Source organism: Mesorhizobium sp. CA6, assembly GCF_020165035.1.
Classification (GTDB): domain Bacteria; phylum Pseudomonadota; class Alphaproteobacteria; order Rhizobiales; family Rhizobiaceae; genus Mesorhizobium.
On the sequence record NZ_JAIUHI010000003.1, the window covers coordinates 172,550 to 195,299 of the forward strand.

Genomic DNA, 22,750 nt, shown 5'->3' on the forward strand with positions numbered 1-22,750 from the left:
GAAAATCAGTCGACGGGCCGTCTGCTTTTTGGGTGTCCAAACCTAGAGGCCAATTGTCGGTGACGAGACGCAAAGCGGTCGTGGTGTCGTCTGTGAGTCATCTTCGGGTTATTACTGAGCTACTCCTCGGCCCGCTTCTGCATGATCAGATCGAGGCGCTCGCGGTCGGATCGCTCGCGCTCGTCGCGGCGGCGCACCTCCTTGTAGGCGCGCTCGACCATGTTGGTGCGCGCCGTCGCAGTGGCGATCAGCGCCGCTTCCTGGCGGGCATTGTCGAGGTTCTGTTGCTGTCGGCCCAGCGCGTCGGTGATGCGCCGGTGGTAGAGCGCGGGAAAGAGGCCGGCCAGCGAGCTGTCGGTGTCGAAGCGCTCGATCAGCTCCTTGGCCTCTGCTTCAGCCTTGACGGCGGCGGCGAGGAAGCCGGCGTGGCGGGTCTCGTGCAGCGCCTTCAACTGCTCCTGCACCTTGACCAGCTTCTTCAGGCGGTCCTTTCGCACGGTCATGGAGCCTATCTCGCCAGGGTGAGGTCGACGAAGCCGTCGACGAACAGCGACAGCAAGGTGCCGACGGCGAAATAGAAGATGATCATTCCGCCGGCGATGACGAAGGGCAGCGAAATGAAATAAACCGGGATCTGCGGCGTCAGCTTGTTGACGAAGCCGATCGTCAGATTGACCAATATGGCATAGGCGACGAAGGGACTGCCGAGGCGGATGACCAGAAAGAAGGCGTCGGACACCGTGTCGGTGACGTCGACCAGGGCGGCCTGCGGGTTGAAGAACACGTTGACCGGAGCGACCTGGTAGGAGGCGACGAGCGCCTTGACGATCTCGTGGTCGAAGTCGAAGACGAAGAGCAGAAGCAGCGCCGAGAACGAGATGATGGCGGCAAGCGCCGCCTGCGGTTCCGGCTCCTCGATCGCCGGTCCGCCCGAGCCGCCATAGCCGATCAGCATGGCGATGGCCGAACCCATGAAGCGCAGCGCCTCCATATAGAGCCTGGTCATGGCGCCGATCAGGCCACCGACCAGGAGCTCCGAGACGATCATCGGCGCCAGGACCTGCGGGCGCGGATCGACGAACGGGTAGATGCGGTCCCACAGGAAAGCGAGCAGGCCGCCGGTGGCGGCGAGCGAAACGAACAGCCGGATCTGCAGCGGCACGCGGGCGCTGGACAGCCCGGGCATCAGCATGAAGCAGGCGCCGATACGGCAGAAGGCGAGGAAGGCGGCGATGACGACGCCTTGCGAGAGCGCGTTCACGAGATCGTTCCGAGCACCTTGATCTCGACGCCCTTGGCGATCTCGACATGGCTGAGAACGGGAAGCGTCGTGAACAGCCGCTCGATGATCATGCGTACATAGGGACGGGCGTCGGGCGCGGTGACGAGCACAAAACGCTCGCCGGCCTCGAGATGCTTGCGGATTGCCTTGGTGGCGTCCTGGCCGAATTCCTCGAGCTGACGCGGATCGATGTCGAACTCGCGCACCTCGCCCTTGGCGTCGCGCTTGAGGCTCTGATGGAAGGCGAGATCCCAGCGGTTGCCCAGGCGCAGCACCTTGAGCGTGCCGCCTTCGGAGAGGTCGCCGCAGATCTGCTGCGCCATGCGGATGCGCACGTGCTCGACGATCTGCTCGGTGCGGCGCACATGCGGCGCGATCTCGGCGATCGCCTCGATGATCAAATGCAGGTTGCGGATCGAGACGCGCTCGGCGAGCAGCAGCTTCAGCACGGCCTGCAGGCCCGGATAGGAGATGTGCGAGGTGCATATCTCGTCGGCGAGCTTGCGGTATTCCGGGTCGAGCCGCTCCAGGAGCGCCTTCATGTCCTTGTAGGACAGAAGCTGCGGCAGGTTGTTGCGTATCACCTCGGAGAGATGCGTGAGCAGCACCGACATGTTGTCGGCGAAGGTGAAGTTCTCGCGTCTCAGATCCTCGGCGAAGGTTTCGAGCACGGAATAGGCGCGCATGCCGAAGGCCGGCTCGCGGATTTCCTCGCCGGGGATTTCCGGCACGCCGCGCGTGCCGAGCAGCACCATGATCTCGCCGACCCGCATCTGGTATTCGGCGACCACTGTGCCGTGCACCTTGATCTGATAGCTCTTCGGCGGGATGGCGAAGTCGTCGGCGACGCGAACCTCCGGCACCACGAAGCCATATTGCTGGGCGAATTTCTTGCGCATTTTCGACATGCGGAACACCAGTTCCTGGTGCGCCACCATCAGCCTGGTCGAAAGCTGCTTGCCGATTAGAAGCTCGATCTCGGCGGTGACCAGCGAGGCCTTGACCGAGTTCTTCTCCTCCTCGACCTTGTTCGCCTTTTCCTGCGTCTTCAGGGCTTCGGCGGCGGCACGCTCGCGGCTCAGGCGCAGCGGGATGATGTAGCCGAGGCCGGCCATGCCGCCGGCAAGCGCGAAGAAGGGGAACAGGGGCAGGCCGGGCATCAGGCCGAGGATGACCAGCAGCGAGGCCGCGACGTAGAGCGCGCGCGGATGCGCGCCGAGCTGGCCGAACACCGCCTGGTTGGTCGAGCCGCGCGTGCCGCCCTTGGAGACGAGCATGCCCGCGGCGAGCGAGACGATAAGCGCCGGGATCTGGGTGACGAGGCCGTCGCCGACCGACAGCTTGATGAAGACGTCGGCCGCCTGGCCAAGGCCCATGCCGTGGCGCAGATAGCCGATGGCGATGCCGCCGACGATATTGATGGCGGTGATGATCAGGCCGGCGATGGCGTCGCCGCGCACGAATTTCGAGGCGCCGTCCATCGAGCCGAAGAAGGAGCTCTCCTCCTCCAGCTCGCGGCGGCGCAGCTGCGCGGTCTTCTCGTCGATCATGCCGGCGGAAAGGTCGGCGTCGATCGACATCTGCTTGCCGGGAATGGCGTCGAGCGTGAAGCGCGCGCCGACCTCGGCGATACGGGTCGCGCCCTTGGTGATGACGATGAAGTTCACCACGATCAGGATCATGAAGACGATGAGGCCGATGACGAAGTCGCTCGACATCACCAGCTTCGAGAAGCCCGAGATGACATAGCCGGCGGCATGCGTGCCCTCGTTGCCGTGCGACAGGATCATGCGCGTGGTAGCAATGTTGAGCGATAGCCTGAGCATGGTGGCGATGAGCAGCACGGTCGGGAAGGACGAGAAGTCGAGCGGCCGCTGGATCCACAGCGCCACCATCAGGATCAGCACCGAAAGCGCGATCGAGAAGGCGAGGCCGATATCGATCAGGAAGGCCGGAATCGGCAGGAACAGCACCGCCAGGATGAAGACGATGCCGAGCGCGAAGAAGATGTCGCGGCCGTTCTTGACCGCCAGGCCGGACGGAAGTGTTTCGCTGATCGCCATGTCGTCCTCAAATCCAGGGCAGCCACGCACAGGGCAGGCCCTCGACCGTAGCCCTCCAAGCTTGCGCGAAGGTGGGAGAGCGGCTACGGCGCCTTAGCCACCTATCGGAAGGAAATCGCATGCTCCTGATCATCGGCACGATCCGCCTGCCGTCCGACAGGCTCGGACAGGCAAAGCCGGCGATGCAGCGAATGATCTCGGCGAGCCGTGCCGAGCCCGGCTGCCTCGGCTATTCCTACGCGCAGGACGTGCTGGATGCCGGGCTCATCCATGTCTCGGAGGCCTGGAGCGACCGCGCCGCGCTCGAAGCGCATTTCAAATCGGCGCATATCGCCGAATGGCGCGCGAGCTGGGCTGAGCTCGGCATCGCCGAGCGCAAGCTCACGCTTTTCGAGACGGACGGCGGCGCGCCGACCTGATCGTGTGAGGCATTTACGGCTGTGCCGCATCCGCGGTCGCGACGGCGACCAGCCAGCGCCGCACAGCGCGTTCCTCCTCGGCGGAGAGGCCGGAGGGCGGAGCTGCTGGCGATCTTCGTCGTACAAGACGATTCCGGCCCTCTCACCATACCGGTGCCCGACTAAGTCTATCTCCTGGTCACGCGGCAAGTCTTGCTTAAGGCTAATGCGGCGCAACGCCAAAATGGCGCCACATGCGGTCGGCATTGCGGTTGCCACGCAAAGCCGCCGCGCGTATCAGGCACGGCAGTTCTTATCTTTCGCATACCGGCGAGCCGCTTCGTTGCCTGCCAGAAACGACCCACAAGTTTACGCCCGCCGGCTTCGCGCGGTGCTGATCAGCTCGATCCCCGTGCTCGAGGCGCGCGGCATCGTGATCGTGCTGATGGCCGGCATGATCGGCGTCATCGCGGGCGCGCTGGTCACCGGCATGAGCGCGTTGGTGCAAGGCATGCATTACCTGCTGTTCGACGTGCAGCCGGGCGGCAGGCTTTCGGCGATGTTCTCGCTCGCCGATCCGGTGCAGGCGATGTTCCCGGCGATCGGCGGCCTGCTGCTCGGCCTTTCCGTCATCTGGCTCAGAAAGCGCAAGTTCCGCACACCTGTCGACCCGATCGAAGCCAACGCCCTCTATGGCGGGCGCATGTCGCTCACCGATACTTTCATCATCGTGGCGCAGACGATGATCTCAAGCGGCTTCGGCGCCTCGGTCGGGCTGGAAGCCGGTTACACGCAGATCGGCTCCGGAGTAGCTTCCCGACTTGCCCGCGCTTTCCGGCTGCGCCGCAACGATGTCCGCATGCTGGTCGGCTGCGGCGCGGCCGGCGCGATCGCCGCCGCTTTCGACGCGCCGCTGACCGGCGCCTTCTACGGTTTCGAGCTGGTCATCGGCATCTACTCCGTCGCCAATGTGGCGCCGGTGATGGCGGCGGCGATCGCCGCTTCGCTGACGGCGGAAATGTTCGGCGGCGTGCCGTTCCCGCTGGAACTCTCAGGTCTGCCGAATCTGACCGCCGGCGAATACGTGCCATTCCTGCTGCTGGGGCTGCTCGGCGGGGCTGCCTCGATCGCGATCATGCATCTGGTGAGCATCGTCGAGCGGCTCTTTGTGCGGTTGTCGATCGACGTGTCGGTCAGGCCGTTCATCGGCGGCATCTTCGTCGGCTTGCTCGGGCTGGTCACGCCGCAGGTGCTCTCCAGCGGCCATGGCGCGCTGCACCGCGAGTTCGCCATGAATTATGCCCTTCCCGTGGTGGCGAGCGTCTTCGTGATGAAGCTGGCGGCCTCCGCCATCTCGCTCGGCTCGGGCTTCCGCGGCGGCCTGTTCTTCGCCTCGCTGTTTCTGGGGGCCTTGCTCGGCAAGGTCTTTGCCGGCGTCATGGCGCTGACCGCGCCGTCGGCTGGCATCGACCCGGCGGTCGCCGCCGTCGTCGGCATGACCTCGCTTGCGGTGGGCGTCGTCGGCGGTCCGCTGACCATGACGTTCCTGGCGCTGGAATCCACCCGCGACCTGACGCTCACCGGCGTGGTGCTGGCCGCGTCGATCATGTCGGCGATCCTGGTGCGCGAGACCTTCGGCTACTCCTTCTCGACCTGGCGTTTCCACCTGCGCGGCGAAACGATCCGCAGCGCCCATGACGTCGGCTGGATGCGCAGTCTCACCGTCGGCACGATGATGCGCAAGGACGTCCGCACCATCCCTGCCTCGACCACGCTCTCCGAATTCCGCAAGGAGATCCCGCTCGGCTCGGCGCAGCGGGTCATCGCCGTCGAGCAGGCCGACCAATATGTCGGCATGCTGCTGGTGCCGGAACTGCACAGCGACCGCGCCGATGGCGAAATGCCGGTGAGCGCGCTCGCCCAGTTCAAGGACGCGGTGCTGGTGCCGTCGATGAATGTCCAGACCGCCGCCGAGACCTTCCAGCGCACCGGGGCCGAGGAACTGGCGGTGGTCGAGGATTTCGACGAGCGCATCGTGCTTGGCCTGCTCACCGAGAGCCATCTGATGCGCCGTTATGCCGAAGAGCTCGACAAGGCGCGGCGGGATCTGTCGGGTGAGGGCTAGCCCTCTCTTTCAACTGAAGCCCTGGCTCGGCAGCCGCGAGGATGCGGCCCGACCGCGCAACCATGCCTCTTGCCATCTGTACAGTGGCACTGTACAAGTTGTTCAGTGGAGGAACATGAATGCCCAAGGCATCTGGCAACGGTCGGGCGCAGGCGGCAAACGCCGCCGGTGCGGCCGCAACGCTTGCCCATCAGGCTCTGGGCATGCGGCTCAAGAGCCTTCGCCTTGCTCGCCGCCTTTCCTTGCGCGACCTCGCCGAGGCGACCGGAACCAGCGCCAGCTTCATCAGCCAGCTCGAGCGCGGCCTGACCGGGGCCAGCACGGCATCGCTCAATCAGATCGCTTCCGCGCTGGGAGTCAGCGTCGCGCTGCTGTTTGCGGAAAGCGCGGCTCAAAATCACCACGGCGTGCTCAGGCGCAGCGAGCGCCCAAGCCTGCCGCCCAGCGACGGCTGCCGCAAGATGCTCTTGTCGCGGCCGCCGCTCAGCGACATGGAAGTCTATGTCGGCGAGTTCGAGATCGGCGGCTCGACCGGCCCCGACCAATACACGCATGGCGACGCACATGAGATGCTGATCGTGCTGCGCGGCATTGTCGAGGTCTCGCTCGGCGAGGCGCGTCATGTCCTCGAAGAGGGCGACAGCGTCGAATACACAACGGCCACTCCGCATCGCACGGAGAACATCGGCAGCGGCCGGGCCGAAGTGATGTGGATCATCGCGCCGCCGACCTCGGCGCGCGCCGAGCTCGACCAATACACGACCTGGAAACCGCCCGCCGCCAGGTAACCGACCAAAATGCGGGCATGAATGGGAGAGTCATCGTTATGTTGAAATCGAGATATGGCATCGGCGCCGTCCTGGCGCTCGGCGTTCTGACCGGCGCGGCCTTCGCGCAGGACAAGCCCGTGGCAGGCGAGGTGAAGGAAGGCTCGCTCAAAGGCAAGACCCTGACCTTCGTCTCCTATGGCGGCATCTATCAGGACGGCCAGACGGCGGCGCTGAAGGAGTTCGTCGACAAGTCCGGCGTCAAGCTGCTCAATGACGGTCCGACCGAGATCGCCAAGCTGCAGGCGCAGGTCGAATCCGGCAATGTCACCTGGGACGTCGTCGATACCGACGACCTGCCGCCTTACGTCTATTGCGGCAAGCTGTTCCAGAAGCTCGACCTGACCAAGCTCGACGTCTCGAAAATCCCGGAAGGCCAGGTCGGCGAATGCTCGGTGCCGGCGATGAATTACGGTGTCGTGCTGATGTACAACAAGGAGAAGTACAAGGATAATCCGCCCAAGAGCTGGGCCGACTTCTTCGACACCGAAAAGTTCCCGGGCGTGCGCGGCATCGACGGCTCCGGCAGCCCGACCGGCGGCCTGCTCGAACAGGCCTTCAAGGTTGCCGGCGGCGATCCGAAAGCAATGACGGTGGCCGATATCGACAAGGCCATCGACGTGGTCCGCAAGCTCGGCCCCGACACTATCTTCTGGAAGACGGGCGCTGAATCGCAGCAGCTCGCCGAATCCGGCGAGGCCGACATGCTGATGATGTGGACCGGCCGCGCCATGACCGCGGTCAAGAACGGCGCCAAATACGCACCCGCATGGCAGGATTGGCTGGTGGTGATGGACCAGATGACGATCCCGGTCGGCGTCAAGGACACGGATGCCGCTTACGCGCTGCTCAACGCCTATCTCGGCAAGAATGCCCAGGAGATCCTGACCGAGAAGACCTCCTACACGCCGATCAACAGCGAGGCGCGGCCCAAGGTCGACGCTTCCGTCGCCGCCTTCCTCACCAACACGCCGGAGCGCCAGAAGCAGGGCTACAAGCAGAACTTCAAGTTCTGGGTGCCGAACTTCGCCGTGGCGCAGGAGAAGTGGTCCGCGCTGATGGCCGGCAACTGACCGGCTGAGAGAGGCGAACTCCGTGAGCGCGCTCGAACCGACGACCCCCTCCGCCCCGCAACGGGCGGGCTGGGCGTGGCGGCCTTACGCGCTCACGCTGCCGGCGCTGTTCCTGTTGGTGGCCGTGATCGGCTACCCGCTGCTGACCATCGTGCTACGCAGCCTGTCTGAGCCGCAATGGGGCATGCAGAACTACGCCTGGTTCTTCGGCGCGCCCGTCAACCTGACGGTGCTCCAGCGCACCTTTACCATTTCGGCCTGGGTGACCGTGGTCTGTGTGGCCTGCGCTTATCCTTACGCCTATCTGATGACCGCGGTCGGGCCGCGCGTGCGGCTCGTCTTGGTGCTTTGCGTCTTGATCCCGTTCTGGGTGAGCGGCGTGGTGCGCACGCTCTCCTGGGTGATCCTGCTGCAGGATTCCGGCGTCATCAATTCGCTGCTGAGATCAGCCGGCTTCGACGGGGTCCGGCTGATCCGCACCCAGACCGGCGTGGTGATCGGCATGGCGCAGGTGCTGCTGCCCTTCATGATCCTGCCGCTCTATTCGGTGATGAAGGGCATCGACCTCAGGCTGGTGCAAGCGGCGGGAAGCCTGGGCGCGCGGCCGTCGCGCGCCTTCTTCACGGTCTACCTGCCGCTGTCGCTGCCGGGCGTCTATGCCGGCGCCATCATCGTCTTCATCCTGGCGCTGGGTTTCTATATCACGCCGGCGCTGCTCGGCGGACCGCGCTCCACCATGCTGTCGACCCTGGTGCAGACACAGGTGCTGAGCCTTCTGCAATGGGGACGCGGCGGCGCCATGGGCGTGGTGCTCCTGGTCGCGACCTTCGTCTTGCTGGCGCTGGCGGCCCCGGTGATGCGGTCCAGGCACCGGGAAGCGGGGCGACGCTGATGGAGATGAAGCCGCTCACCCGCCTCATCCTCGGTCTCGTCTGCCTGCTCGTGGCGATCTGGCTGGTGGCGCCGACGCTGGTCGTCGTGCCGATGTCGTTCAACGAGAACAAGTCGCTTGCCTTTCCGCCGCAGGGCTTTTCCTGGCAGTGGTACCAGAACTTCGCCACCAATCCGGAATGGTCGACCAGCTTCCTCAACTCGCTCAAGGTCGCTTCGCTGGTGGCGGTGCTGGCGACGGTGCTCGGCACGCTGGCCGCCTTCGGCCTCGACCGGATGAAGCCGCGGCCGGCCAATCTCTTGCGCATGCTGATGCTGACGCCGATGGTCGTGCCGGGCGTCGTTCTGGCCATCGGCATCTATGCCGTCTATCTCGACGCGCAGCTCGTCGGCACGCTGACGGGCTTCGTGCTGGCGCATACCATCCTTGCGCTGCCCTTCGTGCTGATCGCGGTCTCGGCCAATCTCGAAGTGTTCGACCGGCGGCTGGAAACGGCGGCGGCAAGCCTCGGCGCCGGCGCGCTGACCACGTTCCGCACGGTGACGCTGCCGCTGATCCTGCCCGGCATCCTGTCGGGCCTGCTGTTCGCCTTCGCCACTTCCTTCGACGAGATCGTGGTGTCGCTGTTCATCACCAATCCCTATCTCAAGACATTGCCGGTGCAGATATTTTCCTCGATCACGCGCGACGCCGATCCGACGGTCGCGGCCGTCGGCACCATCCTTTTGTTCGCCACCACGATCCTGATCGGCGGCGGCATGCTCCTCCTTGGCCGCGAGCGGAAGGGACGCCTATGAACCCGAGAGCGGAAAATCGCGGCGCCGCGATCGACCTCGATACGATCAGCAAGGCCTATGGCTCCTTCAAGGCGCTGGACGGCGTCTCGCTCAGGATCGAGCCCGGCGAGTTCATGACGCTGCTCGGACCGAGCGGCTCGGGCAAGACGACGACGCTCAACGTGATTGCCGGCTTTACCGACGTGACCAGCGGCAAGCTTTTGGTCGGGGGAAAGAGCGTCGTCGGCGTGCCCGCGCACAAGCGCAATATCGGCGTCGTCTTCCAGCACTATGCGCTGTTCCCGCATATGACCGTCGGCCGCAACGTCGCCTACCCGCTGACATTGCGCGGCATCAAGCAGGACGAGCGCAAGAAGCGCGTCGCAAGAGCGCTCGACATGGTCAAGATGGGCGACTTCGCGCATCGCTATCCGAGTGAGCTGTCGGGCGGGCAGCAGCAGCGCGTGGCGCTGGCCCGCGCCATCGTCTTCGATCCGCCGCTGCTTCTGATGGACGAGCCGCTCGGCGCGCTCGACAAGAAACTGCGCGAATGGCTGCAGCTCGAGATCAAGCGCATCCATCGCGAGCTCGGCACCACCTTCGTCTATGTCACGCACGACCAGGAGGAGGCGCTGGTGCTGTCGGACCGGATCGCCGTGTTCAACCGCGGGCGGATCGAGCAGGTCGGCACTGGCCGCCAGCTCTATGACGAGCCGGCGACTTTGTTCGTTGGTCGCTTCATCGGCGATTCCACCGTGCTGCGCGGTGGGGTTAAGAGCGACGGCACAAGCACGGCGCTGACCATCGCCGGCGAGACGGTCAGCGCGCAGCGTCGCCTCGCGGGCGAAGCCCGTCCGGTGATGCTGCTGCGGCCGGAAAAGCTTGCCATCCGCCGGCCGGGCCAGGATGCCGCCGGCACGAACCGGCTGTCGGGAACGATCGCCGAGGCGATCTACCTCGGTTCGGGGTCGAAATATGAGGTGAAGCTTGGCGACGGCTCGACCGCGATCGTGCGTTCGCCGCTCGCCGGCGAAAGTTTCGGGCTCGGCGAGAAGGTCGAGCTGTGCTTCGACGGCGCGGATGCGAAACTCCTGCCCGACGATAGCACGGCCGACACCACGCTTACCTGATCATCTTTGTTTAAACGCAATTCCGGACGGAAACCGTTTCACACTTTTCCTCGAATTGCTTTGGCGGAAACCATCCCATGCAAGTCAAGCGCAACGGCGACATTTCGTTCTGGTATGCGGATCTGGGTCACATCCCCGCGCCACGCGCGCCTTTGCCCGGCGACATCGAGGCGGATGTGGCGATCGTCGGCGCCGGCTATACGGGGCTGTGGACCGCCTACTATCTGAAGAAGGCGAAGCCATCGCTGCGCATCGTGCTCATCGAACGCGAGTTTGCCGGCTTCGGCGCCTCGGGACGCAATGGCGGCTGGCTGTCGGGCGGCTTCGGCTGGTCGCGCGAGAAGTATCTGAAGACCTCGACACGGCAAGGCGTCACCACCATGCAGAAGGCGATGGCCGGCTGCGTCGACGAGGTGATCCGGGTCGCGACGGAGGAAGGCATCGATGCCGATATCCGCCGCGTCGACAATCTGACGGTCGCCACCAATCCGGCGCAGCTGGAGCGCGTGCGCGAGGAATGCGAGACGATCCGCTCCTGGGATGCCGATCCCGAACGCATCGAGCTGCTCGACGCCGAGGCGACGCGGGCGCGCATCAACATCCGGAATGTGCTCGGCGGCTTCGTCATTCACGGCCAGGCGCGGGTGCAGCCGGCCAAGCTCGTGCGTGGGCTCGCGGCGGCGGTCGAGCGTCTAGGCGTTTCGATCTACGAGAAGACGCCGGTTACCGCCATTGCGAAGGGCGTCGTGACTACGGATCGCGGCACGGTGCGGGCGGAAACCATCATCCGCGCCACCGAAGGGTTCACGGCCGGCATCCCTGGCGAGGAGCGGACTTGGCTCGCGCTCAACAGCGCGCAGATCGTCACAGAACCGCTGCCGGAAGAGCTCTGGCGCAAGATCGGCTGGGAGGGGCACGAGCTGCTCGGCAATGCCGCGCATGCCTACTGCTATGCTCAGCGCACGCGCGAGGGGCGCATCACCATGGGCGGCCGCGGCGTGCCTTACCGCTACGGGTCGCGCACCGACGTCAACGGCCAGACGCAGCAGGCGACGATCGAACAGCTGCACACGATCCTGACGACGCTCCTGCCGCAGACGGCTGGGTGCCGCATCGACCACGCCTGGTGCGGCGTGCTCGGCGTGCCGCGCGACTGGTGCACCACAGTCGGCCTTGATCCCGCGACGCGGATCGGCTGGGCCGGCGGCTATGTCGGGCTCGGCGTGTCGAGCTCCAACCTGTCGGGGCGCACGCTGACCGACCTCGTGCTCGCCCAGGATACCGAGCTGACGCGGCTGCCCTGGGTCAACCGCAAGGTACGGCCCTGGGAGCCGGAGCCGTTCCGCTGGCTGGGTGTCCATTCGATGTACCAGCTCTACCGCATCGCTGATAACCGCGAGGCCGCCGGGCTTGCGCATACCTCGAAGCTTGCCGCCTTGGCGGACAGCCTCACCGGTCATTGATCATGGAGACCCGCTTGATCGATCTTTCGACTTTCCACGACCTCGCCAAGGCCGACATCGGCGCCTTTTCACCGAAACCGACCTCGATCGAAGGGGGTCAGCTGGAGGCCGCGCGATCCTTCTTCCAGTCGCCGGACGGGAGCGTCGATATCGGCATCTGGGAATGCACTCCTGGCCGCTTCACCGCCGACCGCACGAACTCGTCGGAGATCTGCCACATCATCTCCGGCCGCGTCGCGGTGAGCCGCGCCGATGGCCAGATGCGTGAGCTGGGGCCGGGAGACCTCCTCGTCCTGCCGCAGGGATGGAAGGGCGAGTGGCGCATCCACGAGACCACGCGCAAGCTCTACATGATCCAGAGCGCCGGCTGATCCTTGATCCTTCGGCGCATGTCGTTTGCCCGAAGCAGGCTTCGGACGACGTGCGATCAGTGATCGATCGGCCCCTTCGGCGAGACAAGCGTCGTGCCCGCGGTGGTCGGACGCTCGATCATGCGGCGCACGCGCGGCGGGTTGTCGCCGCTGTGCAGCGCGCGGATGCGTTCGCCGACCACGGCGTCGGCATGGGTGGCGCGCCGGTTGTGGCGGATATACTCGACCCAGGTCGGCGTGTGGTAGTGCTCGATCCACACCGACGGATTTTCGAGGTCGCGGGCCAAGGTCCAGTTGCGGGCGCCGTCACGGCGGCGGATGCGGCCGCGCTCGGCCATGGTCGCCAGGAATTCCGGCACGTCTTCCTCGCGGATGATGTACTCGATCATGATGGCGATCGGGCCGCTGCGCGGCTTGAGGTCGAGCGCCAGCATCGGTTCCTTGAAGCGGTTGAGCGGATCGAGGTTGAGCACCGTCTGCCGCGGCAGCGGCAGGACGAAGCCGATGGCGCCGCCGGCGAGCATCGCGACCGCCGCCGCGGTCAGCGCGGTCTCCGCGCCATGCGCGTCGGCGACGACACCCCAGATCCAGCTGCCCAGCGCGATGCCGCCGAAGGTCGCCGTCTGGTAGATCGACAGCACGCGGCCGACCACCCAGCGCGGCGTCGACATCTGCACCGTGACATTGAAATGCGAGAGAGCGATCACCCAGCAGGCGCCGCCGATGAGCAGGCCCGCCGATGTCTGCCAGGCATTGTGGCTGACTGCGGCGTTGAGGGCGCATAGCGCGAAGCCGCTAAAGGCCATGCGCACCATCGTTTCGCTGGACAGCAGCTGCCTGAGCCGCACGCTGATCAGCGCGCCGCCGACCGCGCCGATGCCGAAGGCGCCGAGCATGATACCGTAGGTCAGCGCATCGCCCTTGACGACATCGCGCGCCACCAGGGGAAGAAGCGCCAGCACCGCGCCGGCGCTGAAGCCGAAGGCCGAACCTCGGACCAGCACCTTGGCGATGTTGGGCGACATGGCGACATAGCGCAGGCCGGCGCCCATCGCCGCGCCAAGCGACTCGCGCGGCAGGGTTTGCTCGGGCAGCGCCGGCTTCCAGCGGGCGAGCACGACGATCAGGCCGATATAGCTCACGGCGTTGGCGGCGAAGGCGGCCGCCGCACCCGCGGCGGCGACGATGACGCCGCCGATGGCCGGGCCGACACTGCGGGTGATGTTGAAGCCCAGCGAATTGAGCGCGACTGCCGCCGGCACCTTGGCGCGCGGCACCATGTCGCCGACCGAGGCCTGCCATGACGGGCTGTTCAGCGCCGTGCCGCTGTCGATCAGGAAGGTGAAGGCAAGCAGCGTCCAGGGCGTCATCCAGCCTTGCCAGGTGAACAAGGTCAGCAGCGCCGAGACGACCAGCATGAAGGTCTGCGCCACCAGCATCACCTTGCGGCGGTTGAAGCTGTCGGCGATGGCGCCGGCAACGAGCGCGAACAGCATGATCGGCAAGGTGGTCGAGGCCTGGACCAGCGCCACCTGGTAGGGCGAGGTGGCGATCGTGGTCATCATCCAGGCGGCGCCCACGCCCTGGATCAGGCCGCCGAAATTCGACACCAGGCTGGCCGACCAGACGGCGCGGAAGATGCCGTGCCGGAACGGCGCCAGCGCGGAGACGCGTTCGCTTTCCGGCTCGTCGTCGATCATGGTTGCGCCTTCGTCCGCTATAGAGGCTCGCCGCGCCCGCGCAGGCGGGCGACTCGCCAAAGAGTGCGACCCAACAACAGGATGGCAAAGGCGAAAATGCGTCGGCGAAGCTTTAAGCCAAGCATCTGGCCTGTCTGGACCAACTTTGGGTTATTTCGCGCCTCTCCCCTCGGCATGCAGGGCCTCGGTCAACGCGCCTGTTGTCTCGCCATTCATGTAAAGCCTGAGCAGCATTTCCATGCCGACGAGACGCAGGCGCGACGTTTCCTGGCTGCTTGCCATGTCGATCAGGTCGTCCAATTCGGAAGCAGACCATTTCATCGCGTCGCGCAGCAGGCCACCGCGCAGCAGGCCCTGCGTGCCAGCCGAAAAAGCGGCATCCATCTCGAAGCCGTTCTTTGCGGCGCGAATGTTCTCGCGCGGCAGATGGCGTTCGGCGACCTGCTTGAGCAGCCACTTGCCGGTCCCGTCGCGATATTTCTGCCGTCGCGGCAGATGAAGGGCGAAGTCGATCAGCCGGTTCTCGAGGAACGGCACCCTGAGCTCGACGGACGCCGCCATGCTCAACCGGTCGTGCCGGTGCAGCAGGTCCTGCAGGTGCGAATAGAGGTCGTAAAAACAGCTTGCCAGGAAAGCGCGATCGCCGGGCGGCGCGACACCGTCCAACCTGTCGAACAGCTTGGTCTGCAGGAAGTTCAGCTCGGGGGACAGGGCTCTGAGCGCCATGGCGCGGTCCGTCGGCGAGCCGCGACCGATCGAGTTGCGGAACGGGGCGCGGCGCAATTCAGCGAATTTGCGGTCACGCCCGGCCTTCGACCGGAACAGGCGCTGCAGCCAGGACTGGCGCCAGAGCCTGACCGTCGATGCCTGCCATTTGTAGCCGCCGAAAAGCTCGTCGGAACCCTCGCCGGTCAGCAGCACCTTGACGCCGTCGGCGCGGCACTGCTCGGCAAGCGCCAGCAGCGCCGCGTGGCTGGCATGCCAGCCGTCGGTTTCGAGGTGCCAGACCGCGCGCGGCCAGAGTTCGAGGAACCGGTCCTTGTCCAAAGGCACCCGGCGCAGGCTGACGCCGACATGCCGACCGGTCCGCTCGGCATCCTCGGCCTCGCTGCGGCCGAGCTTCGGGTCGACAACGTAACCATGCATCTCAGGCCTGAAGCGTTTGGCAAGCGCGGTGATCAGGCCGGAATCGATGCCGCCGCTGCAGGCGGTGGCAAGGCTGGTATCGGCGATGCAATGCAGCTCGACACTTTCCTCGAGCAGTGTCCGGAGCGTCGCCATGTGTTCGGCGTCGGATGTCTTGTCGCCGGCGATGCGCGCGGTCTCGAGGACGTCGAGGACATGCCAGAAGCGGCGCTTCTCGATGCCCTGCGCCGTGATCTTCCAGAGGCCGGCCGGCGGCAGGCGCTCGATGCCGTCGAAGACGCTGTAGCTCGAATCGCGGCTCTGCCAAGCCAGCCGCAGCGTCAGCTCGCGCGTGTCGATCCGGCGGGTAAAGTCGTGGCAGGCGAGGATCGCCTTGTCCTCTGAGGCGAACAGCAGGCGGTCGCCGGTCTCGGCGACCGACATCGGTTTGATGCCCAGCCTGTCCCTGGCAAGCCACAAGGCGCCGACGCGGGCATCGAAATAGGCGAAGGAGAACATGCCGTCGAACAACGGCACCGCCTTTTGCGGGCCCCAGTGATGCAGGGCCTGAAGCACCACCTCGGTGTCGGACACCGTGCGGAATGTCAGGCCTTCCGCCTCCAGCGACTTGCGCAACGAGCGAAAATTATAGACCTCGCCATTGTAGCACAGCACACCGTCGCCGGATGCGGTCAACATCGGCTCGCGCGCGGCGGGCGATGGGTCGATGATGGTCAGCCGGCGATGGCCGAGCGCCAAGCGGGCGTCGTTCCAGTTGCCGTGATCGTCGGGACCGCGATGCGCCAGTGCCTGCATCATGCGCGCGACGTCGCGACGATCGCCGCTGCCGATCGGATCGCGCTTTCGCCAGACGCCGGCTATTGCGCACATGGCCCGCCGGCCGTTCTTGCCTGATGCATCGCTTCCTGAAAGTGGCTTAGGACAAGGGCACCGGCCGATGCCGGCGCGCTTCACAATCTAGCTGCTACAGATGCCGCCGCAAGATCATCCGGGTCGGGGCGGAGGCCACCCGACGCTCGCTGCCTTGCGTCAGAAGCCGTGCTCGATGCGTTCGAAGATGACGTTGGTGAAGGCCGAGATCTGGCCGCCGATGAAGGGGCCGGTCAGCGCCACCACGAGCATGATGGCGACGATCTTCGGCACGAAGGTCAGGGTGATTTCCTGGATCTGGGTCAGCGCCTGGATGAGCGCGATGCCGATGCCGACCACCATCGCCACCAGCACCACGGGAGCGGAAGCGGTAAGAACCGTCCACACGGCGTACTGGACGATATCGAGGGCATCGGCCTCGTTCATGGCTGACTCTTATGCGAACCGGCTAAAGCAGGTCGCGTGAAAAAGGTTTCACGCGACCTGCTCTAGGTTTTTGATTTTAAGCATGTCTTTGCCCCGAAACCGGAACCACTTTCGGGAGACCTGCTTATGCGGCCGGCTTGATCGACACGCCCGCGCCGACGGGAACCTGGGTGCCGTCCTGCAGCACGGCGATCAGGCCGCTGCTGGAGAGCGTCACCGAAGCCACCGTTCCGGTTGTTTGGCCGTCAGCCGAGGTGATCGAGCGGCCGATCAGCGCGTCGGCCTGCGACAATGCCGAGGACTGCATGATCTGGTCGAGCTTGGTGTTGCTCTGCACCGACTGCTCGACTTGGGAGAAGGTGGCGAGCTGCGCGACATATTGCGTGGAATCCATCGGTTTGGTCGGATCCTGGTTCTTCATCTCGGCGATCAGGAGCTTCAGGAACGACTGGTAGTCAACCGCCGTCTTGGAAGTCTTCTGGCTGGCCTGGTTGGCGCCAACCGGGATCGTTGTCGTCATGTCGACGGCCATCTTATGCTCCTACAGCCAGCGCGCGCGGCGTTTGGGGAATGTCGTCATCGTCTTCGAGCACCCTGCGCTCGAGCGGATAGAGCGCGCGGATCGCTTTCAGCGCCTCGTAGATATCACCCTCGCCGACCATCCGGTCGATCTGCTTCAGGCTCTTGCAGATGTCCTGGTTGTCGAAGCTTGCGATCAGCATCGGCAGCGAGCGGCGGAACATCTCGCGCGCCTCGGGGGCGCCGAGCGGGTTGATCAGCATGATCTGCACGATGAAATAAAGCTGCCTGAGCGGCGTAGAGGCCTGATCGGCCTGGAGGACGTGGCTTTCGAGCAGGAACTGCACGTCGTTCATCAGCTCGATGGTAACCTTGCGGTCGACGCGGATGACCGCGCCGTTGATATAGATCTTCTCGTTGGGCTTTAGTGAGATCTTCAGCGTGTTGGTCATTGGATGCCGTCTCGGATGATCTGGGAGACCTCGATCAGTCCTTCGAAATTGTTGGTGCGGCCCTGGCGGATGTCTTCCGTCTCGCGCAGCAGCCATAAGCCGATCGAGATCAGGTTGGCGCGCAGTTCCTTGGGCAGGGCGTTGTCGCTGGAGCCGAGATCCTCGACGAAGGTGGTCCAGATGCGGTTGGTGAAATGCAGCGCCTCGACGGCTTCCATCGACTCGGTGCCAACGGCTGCTGCCGCCGCCAGCATGTCGATCGACCGGGTGAGCAGCTGCCGCTCCCGGTCCTTGGCATCGGCGACGGAGTCGGTCTGGATGTCGGCGTAGGAGAATTGATACATCGTCGGCGCTCTGGCGTTCCGGTTTACGTGTTCAAGTCAGATAGTTCAGCAGGCTGAGCTGCTGCAGACGCGCGGTCAAGGCGAAGGAGGTCTCGATATGCTGTGTCAGGTCGGCGACCCGGGTAGCGGCTTCCGCGGGATCGACGCCTTCGAGATCGACGATATGCTTCTCGAACAGGTCGACCTGGGTTTTCATGCGGTCGCTGGCGTCGGATACGCGCTGCTGGGCAAGGCCCGTTTCGGCCCGCACCTGGGTAATGCCGCCGATGGCTTCGCCGACCAGCGCCTGCGCGCGGCTGACGACCGCGTTCTGGGCGGCCTCGCTGATGCTGCCGGTAAGCAGGCTGCTGACCATGGCGGACGCCATGGCGAGCTTGCGGATACCCTGCTCGTTGGCGCTGACCGAGGTCTGCGTGGTTTCGTTGAGCGAGATGCGGCTGGTGATCTGCTCATCGGTGGCGCTCGACCAGTTGGCCTGCCAGCCGGCGCCCAGGAATTGCGGCTCGACTTTGGTGGTGATGAAGTCGTCCATCTGGGCAGCGGTGATGTTGGCCGCCGCCGGGTCGGTTTGGGCAAAGCCGAAATAGCTCGAGAAGGCCGCATCGAAGGCGGCTTTGGCCGGCGAGCCCGTGGCGTTGAAATCGTCGATCGGCTTGACGTCGGTGTTGGTGCCGGCAAACAGATATTCGCCGTTGACGCTGGTGTTCAAAATACCCGTCATCTGCTGCAGCGCCGAGGCGCCGGCGGTCTGCAGGATGCTGGTCGAGGAGTCGCCCGACACGCCGCTGGTCAGTGCCGACAGGAAGCTCTGCGCGGCACCGGCGATCTGGCCGAGCGAATCCTGGGTCGATGTCAGTCGCGCGGTGACGAGCGCGTTGGAATCGACGATGCCGTTCAGCCGGTCGAGGTCGCGCTGGAAGGTGACGGCCTGGGTCGTGCGCCCGCCAAGCGCCAGACCGACATCCGCGACCTTGCCGGTCGTGGATTCCGTCGTCGCCTTCACAAGGTCGGCCTGCATTTTCGCTTGCTGGTAACGCAGGGCGTTGGAGATGGCGGCTGAGGAAACGGCTGTCGCTTTCATGAATTATCCTACCGCGCTCATCAGGGCGTCCAGCATGTCGCTCACGGTCTTCATCATATGCGCCGAGGCCTGATAGGTGTGCTCGAGGTCGAGAAGCAGGGACATCTCCTGGTCGACATTGACCCCGGTATCGTTGGACAGCGCCTCGGCCGTTCGCGCTGCCAGCGCCTGCTTGCTGTCGGCGTTGGTCGAGGCCTGCTGGCGCACGCCTTCGAACCATCCGATGGCATTGGCCGCGTAATCGGAGACGCCGGAGCTGACGGCGATGCCGGCCGAGGCATCGAAGGCCATCGGCTGATCGAGCTTGTTGCCATAGCTGATCAGAAGGTCCGAATAGGATGCGTTGCCGGTGTTGACGACATAGGCCGCGCCGTTGGCGCCGCCGTCGCGCAACAGCGCGGGATTGCCGCCAGCGCTCGGATCGAAGGCGGCGTTGACGCCGATCGATCCGGCGAGGCCGTCGACCAGGGTGCCGGCGGCCGGGATTGCCGGCGCGCCGGACCATGTGAACAGGCCGGCCGCATTGGGCTGCGATGGCGCGGTTTCGGCAAATGCGGTGATAAGGCCGCGCGCGATCTCGTCGAGCTGGCTCTGCATGGTCGAGGCGACGCCGTCGCGCAGCTTCAGCAGGCCCGCAAGCTTGCCGTCGGCGGTCGCGTTGTCGCCAGTGCCGGCCGAGACCGGCACATTGTCGATGTAGACCGTGTTGCCGGGCGTGCCGGCCGAATAGCCGGCCGATGGCGCGAAGGTCACCGAGCGCGGCACGGTCTCGAACAGCGTCGTGCCGTCCTTGGTGGTGACGACCATGTCGTTGTCGCCGCGCGTGAAGGTCGATACCGGGACATATTCCGATATCTTCTTCAGGAGGGCGTCGCGCTGATCGAGCGCGTCGGACACGTCGGTGCCAGATCGCGTGCCGGAGATGACGGCCTTGTTGGCGTCCTGGAACTGGCCGAGCAGGGAGTTGAGGTCGTCGACGGCGGTGGCGATCTGGCTGTCGGCCTGGGTGCGGAAGTCCTGGATCGCCTTGGTGCCGCTGTTGAGAGAATTCACCACCTGCTTGGCGGCATCGATGACGCTGGTGCCGAGGTTCTGGTTCGATGGCGTCGTGGCGTAAAGCTGCAGAGATTGTTGCAGCTTGGCGATGGCCGTCGAGGGAGACGACGCGTTGTCGACCCCGTTGACCGACAGTTCGAGTTGATCCATGCCGTTGTAAAGCGCGCTCTGGCCGCTCCATGCCGACAGCGCCGAAAGGTTCTGGCGGAACAGGAGCTCGTTCGCGGCGCGCTGGATTTCCACCGCCCGGGCACCCGGCGCCGTGCTGGTCACCACGGTGATGCGGCGGGTATAGTCAGGGTTCGACGCGTCGGCCACATTGCGCGATACGACGCTGGTCTGCTTGGACGTGGCCAGGAGCGCCGATTGGGCAATGCTTAGTGCGGAGGAAAGCGACATGCTGATCTTTCACGGGCGGCGCCCGTCGTTTATCTCTTCAAGTTGACGAGGACGTCCATCAGGTCCGAGCCGGTCTGGAAGACCTTGGAATTGGCGGTGTAGCTGCGCTGCGCCGCAATCATGTTGGTCAGTTCCTCGGCGATATCGACGTTGGAGTTTTCGAGCGCCCCGGAGACGATGGAGCCGAGCTTGCCCTCATTGGCAAAGCCGATGTGGACGGCGCCGGAGTCGGTGCTCTGCACATAGATGTTGCCGGGCATTGCGGTGAGGTTGTCGGGGCTCTGAACGTCGGCAAGCGGGATCTTGTAAAGCGCCTTGGTCGAGCCGTCCGCGAACTGAGCGTAGATGACGCCGTCCTGGCCGATCTGGACCTTCTGGATGGAGCTCGGGGCGTTGCCGTTGACCTTGGCGTCGGCGACGGTGAAGCCGGTGCCGAGCTGGGTCAGCTTGGAGAGATCGAGGTTGAGGGTCTGGCCGCCCGGAACGGTGAAGGAGGCGCCTGTGGTCGCGCCGGTGAGCTTGCCGGTGGTGGTGTCGAAGGTGAGGTTGGCCGATCCTAGCGCACCGCCGGTATAGGGGAAGGAGGTGCCGGGGGTCGCCTTCGACTGATCGAAGACCGAGACTTCCCATGTTCCGGTGCCGGTCTTGGTGAAATAGACGTCGAGCAGCTTCTTGTTGCCGAGATTGTCATAGGCGACCAGCGAGGTTTTCGACGTGTATTCGGCGGTCGCGCTGTTACTGGACGGCAGCGGACCGGAGGGCGGCGTCGCGCCCGCGGGCAGGTTGCCGGAAAACAGGCCCTCGGTGCTCGGCGTCGCCGTCATTTGCTGATCGGAGATCTGCACCGGCACGAGGCCCTCGAAGCCGTTGGCGGTCGCTGCCGGATCGCCATTGGCGTAGTCGTAGGCCATGAGCTGGTAGCCCGCGGCATTGACCAGCCGGCCCTGCGCATCCGGAACGAAGGAACCGGCGCGAGTGAGGTAGGGCGTGCCGCCGGCATCCTGGACGACGAAGAAGCCGTCGCCGTTGACGGCAAGATCGGACACCGAGGTGGTGTAGGTCATGACGCCTTGCGTGCTGACGGCCGAGCGGATCGTGGTGGTCACGCCACCGGAATTATAGGCGCCGCCGGTGCCGGGCATGATCAGTGACGAGAACTCGGCCGAAGAGCGCTTGTAGCCGGTGGTGTCGGAGTTGGCGATGTTGTCGGCCACCGCGGAGAGGCGGTTGGCCTGCGCGTTCATGCCGGAAACGCCGGTCCGCATCATTCCGTAGAGGCTCATCGATGGATCTCCGCAGTGCCTGGGTAGCAGGCCGTAAAACTATGCCTCGTGTCTTGCGCGAGGCTGGCGCGGGATGGGCCTAGAGCGTGATGGCGCTTCGTTGAATCGCCGTCACGCACTGACTCTTTGTTGGAGCATGATCCTTGTCCGAAAACCGGTTCCCACTTTTTGCTTTCGCTGATCTTCGGTTCGGGATCACGCTCGAGGGCGGCCATCAAAACACCAGCCGATAGCCGAGGAACCTCTTGGAATCGATCGGATCGTGACCAAGCTTCTCGCGCAGCTTCTTGCGCAGCTTCGAGATGTGACTCTCAACCACGTTCTCCTCGACCTCCTCGTCAAAGATGCCGTAGATGGCGTTGAAGACCTGGGTCTTGGTCACGCGCCGGCCGCGGTTGCCGGCCAGATATTCCAGGATGCGCCGCTCGCGCCGCGGCAACGGCAGCGGCTCGCCGTTGATCTCCGGATCGCGGCCGTCCATGAAGATCCGCATCGACCCGACCTCGGTATAGGCGGCCTCTTCGGAGCCGCGGCGGCGGATGGCGGTGATGCGGGCGAGAATCTCTCGGATATGCACCGGCTTGCGCACGACATCGTCGACGCCGCTTTCGAACAGCCGCAGCGTGTGCTCGAGCGAGTGATGTTCGCTCAGTGCGATCACCGGCGCGCCGGTGCGGTCGCGGATCTGGCGCGGCGATATCGCGCCTTCGCGGCAGTCGCCGATGAGAAAGGCCCTGACGGATCTGAGATCGGTGTCGGCAGCGGAACTCACCCACTCGCCGAATTCGCCTGGCGCGAAGCCGGCAGTGGCCACCCCCTCGCGATCGAAAAGTGAAGAGTAGCCCTCTGTCACGAGCTCTCGCTCGTCAACGATCACGATCATCGGCCCGCCCTCCGAATCATTTCACTTGCCCCGTGGGGAAAGGCGTACCCGGCTCGATGAATCCTGAAAAACCATCATTTCTTGTAGCTATTTTCTTGGGAGTTTTTTTGGGAGCCGTAATAAAAGCGGTTGCGCTGGTGTATTCGCGCCAACTGTTGGCCGACGAGTATCGGGGTCGGCGGATAGGCTGG

At 65.0% G+C, this 22,750-nt stretch carries 22 protein-coding genes; 9 read left to right on the forward strand and 13 right to left on the reverse strand.

The window, feature by feature from the left end:
- Positions 1 to 119 precede the first annotated feature (119 nt).
- Genes LB526_RS05260 through flhA form a run of 3 tightly spaced genes read right to left on the reverse strand, consistent with a single transcriptional unit; the run spans position 120 to position 3,345 of the window.
- Positions 120 to 503, reverse strand: a complete 384-nt coding sequence (locus LB526_RS05260; RefSeq protein ID WP_224626654.1) for a hypothetical protein — start codon at positions 501 to 503, stop codon at positions 120 to 122.
- A gap of 5 nt (positions 504 to 508) precedes the next feature.
- Positions 509 to 1,261, reverse strand: coding sequence for a flagellar biosynthetic protein FliR (gene fliR / locus LB526_RS05265; protein WP_095766355.1), 753 nt, complete (start codon positions 1,259 to 1,261; stop codon positions 509 to 511).
- Positions 1,258 to 3,345, reverse strand: a complete 2,088-nt coding sequence (gene flhA, locus LB526_RS05270; RefSeq protein WP_095766356.1) for a flagellar biosynthesis protein FlhA — start codon at positions 3,343 to 3,345, stop codon at positions 1,258 to 1,260. The genes fliR and flhA overlap by 4 nt, the downstream gene beginning before the upstream one ends.
- A 119-nt stretch (positions 3,346 to 3,464) precedes the next feature.
- On the opposite strand from flhA, the gene LB526_RS05275 reads away from it, so the two are divergent.
- From LB526_RS05275 to LB526_RS05315, 9 genes are all read left to right on the forward strand, one after another.
- Positions 3,465 to 3,764 carry a putative quinol monooxygenase gene (locus LB526_RS05275; protein WP_224626657.1) on the forward strand — a complete coding sequence of 100 codons (300 nt, stop codon included), beginning with the start codon at positions 3,465 to 3,467 and terminating at the stop codon, positions 3,762 to 3,764.
- A 322-nt stretch (positions 3,765 to 4,086) separates the two neighbouring features.
- Complete coding sequence (locus LB526_RS05280) at positions 4,087 to 5,868, forward strand: chloride channel protein (RefSeq protein WP_224626660.1); 1,782 nt, start codon at positions 4,087 to 4,089, stop codon at positions 5,866 to 5,868.
- Between the two features lie 119 nt (positions 5,869 to 5,987).
- The gene (locus LB526_RS05285) at positions 5,988 to 6,656 is read left to right on the forward strand and encodes a helix-turn-helix domain-containing protein (protein WP_224543354.1); all 669 of its coding nucleotides are present in this window, start codon (positions 5,988 to 5,990) and stop codon (positions 6,654 to 6,656) included.
- A gap of 38 nt (positions 6,657 to 6,694) precedes the next feature.
- Positions 6,695 to 7,768: an extracellular solute-binding protein gene (locus LB526_RS05290; RefSeq protein ID WP_224543353.1), complete on the forward strand. Its 1,074-nt coding sequence runs from the start codon at positions 6,695 to 6,697 to the stop codon at positions 7,766 to 7,768.
- 22 nt (positions 7,769 to 7,790) lie between these two features.
- Entirely contained in the window at positions 7,791 to 8,660 is an 870-nt protein-coding gene (locus LB526_RS05295; RefSeq protein ID WP_224626664.1) for an ABC transporter permease, read from the forward strand.
- Positions 8,660 to 9,457 (forward strand): ABC transporter permease, encoded by a 798-nt coding sequence (locus LB526_RS05300; protein WP_224543349.1) that lies wholly within the window; start codon positions 8,660 to 8,662, stop codon positions 9,455 to 9,457. Before LB526_RS05295 ends, LB526_RS05300 begins: the two co-directional genes overlap by 1 nt.
- Positions 9,454 to 10,566 (forward strand): ABC transporter ATP-binding protein, encoded by a 1,113-nt coding sequence (locus LB526_RS05305; RefSeq protein ID WP_224543347.1) that lies wholly within the window; start codon positions 9,454 to 9,456, stop codon positions 10,564 to 10,566. The genes LB526_RS05300 and LB526_RS05305 overlap by 4 nt, the downstream gene beginning before the upstream one ends.
- Positions 10,567 to 10,643: 77 nt before the next feature.
- On the forward strand, positions 10,644 to 12,029 hold the full coding sequence (locus LB526_RS05310; RefSeq protein WP_224543345.1) for an NAD(P)/FAD-dependent oxidoreductase: 1,386 nt from the start codon (positions 10,644 to 10,646) through the stop codon (positions 12,027 to 12,029).
- 2 nt (positions 12,030 to 12,031) lie between these two features.
- Entirely contained in the window at positions 12,032 to 12,400 is a 369-nt protein-coding gene (locus LB526_RS05315) for a cupin domain-containing protein (RefSeq protein WP_224543343.1), read from the forward strand.
- Positions 12,401 to 12,456: 56 nt separating this feature from the next.
- Here the strand turns inward: LB526_RS05315 and LB526_RS05320 are convergent, their stop codons facing one another.
- The 10 genes from LB526_RS05320 to LB526_RS05365 all read right to left on the reverse strand — a co-directional run bounded on the left by LB526_RS05320 (position 12,457) and on the right by LB526_RS05365 (position 22,559).
- The gene (locus tag LB526_RS05320) at positions 12,457 to 14,100 is read right to left on the reverse strand and encodes an MFS transporter (protein WP_224626668.1); all 1,644 of its coding nucleotides are present in this window, start codon (positions 14,098 to 14,100) and stop codon (positions 12,457 to 12,459) included.
- Positions 14,101 to 14,250: 150 nt separating this feature from the next.
- A complete protein-coding gene (gene asnB, locus LB526_RS05325) occupies positions 14,251 to 16,116 on the reverse strand; it encodes an asparagine synthase (glutamine-hydrolyzing) (protein ID WP_224626670.1) in 1,866 nt (621 codons plus the stop codon).
- A gap of 159 nt (positions 16,117 to 16,275) precedes the next feature.
- On the reverse strand, positions 16,276 to 16,542 hold the full coding sequence (gene fliQ / locus LB526_RS05330) for a flagellar biosynthesis protein FliQ (RefSeq protein WP_095766361.1): 267 nt from the start codon (positions 16,540 to 16,542) through the stop codon (positions 16,276 to 16,278).
- Positions 16,543 to 16,666: 124 nt separating this feature from the next.
- A complete protein-coding gene (flgD, locus tag LB526_RS05335; RefSeq protein WP_224626672.1) occupies positions 16,667 to 17,074 on the reverse strand; it encodes a flagellar hook assembly protein FlgD in 408 nt (135 codons plus the stop codon).
- Position 17,075: 1 nt separating this feature from the next.
- Entirely contained in the window at positions 17,076 to 17,513 is a 438-nt protein-coding gene (gene flbT, locus LB526_RS05340; RefSeq protein WP_224626674.1) for a flagellar biosynthesis repressor FlbT, read from the reverse strand.
- Complete coding sequence (gene flaF / locus LB526_RS05345; protein ID WP_040989989.1) at positions 17,510 to 17,857, reverse strand: flagellar biosynthesis regulator FlaF; 348 nt, start codon at positions 17,855 to 17,857, stop codon at positions 17,510 to 17,512. Before flaF ends, flbT begins: the two co-directional genes overlap by 4 nt.
- 31 nt (positions 17,858 to 17,888) lie before the next feature.
- A complete protein-coding gene (locus LB526_RS05350; RefSeq protein ID WP_224524328.1) occupies positions 17,889 to 18,938 on the reverse strand; it encodes a flagellar hook-associated family protein in 1,050 nt (349 codons plus the stop codon).
- 3 nt (positions 18,939 to 18,941) lie between these two features.
- Positions 18,942 to 20,393, reverse strand: coding sequence for a flagellar hook-associated protein FlgK (gene flgK, locus LB526_RS05355; RefSeq protein WP_224524329.1), 1,452 nt, complete (start codon positions 20,391 to 20,393; stop codon positions 18,942 to 18,944).
- 29 nt (positions 20,394 to 20,422) lie between these two features.
- Positions 20,423 to 21,676: a flagellar hook protein FlgE gene (locus LB526_RS05360; protein WP_224524330.1), complete on the reverse strand. Its 1,254-nt coding sequence runs from the start codon at positions 21,674 to 21,676 to the stop codon at positions 20,423 to 20,425.
- 214 nt (positions 21,677 to 21,890) lie between these two features.
- Positions 21,891 to 22,559, reverse strand: coding sequence for a response regulator transcription factor (locus tag LB526_RS05365; protein WP_095766367.1), 669 nt, complete (start codon positions 22,557 to 22,559; stop codon positions 21,891 to 21,893).
- Positions 22,560 to 22,750 lie beyond the last annotated feature (191 nt).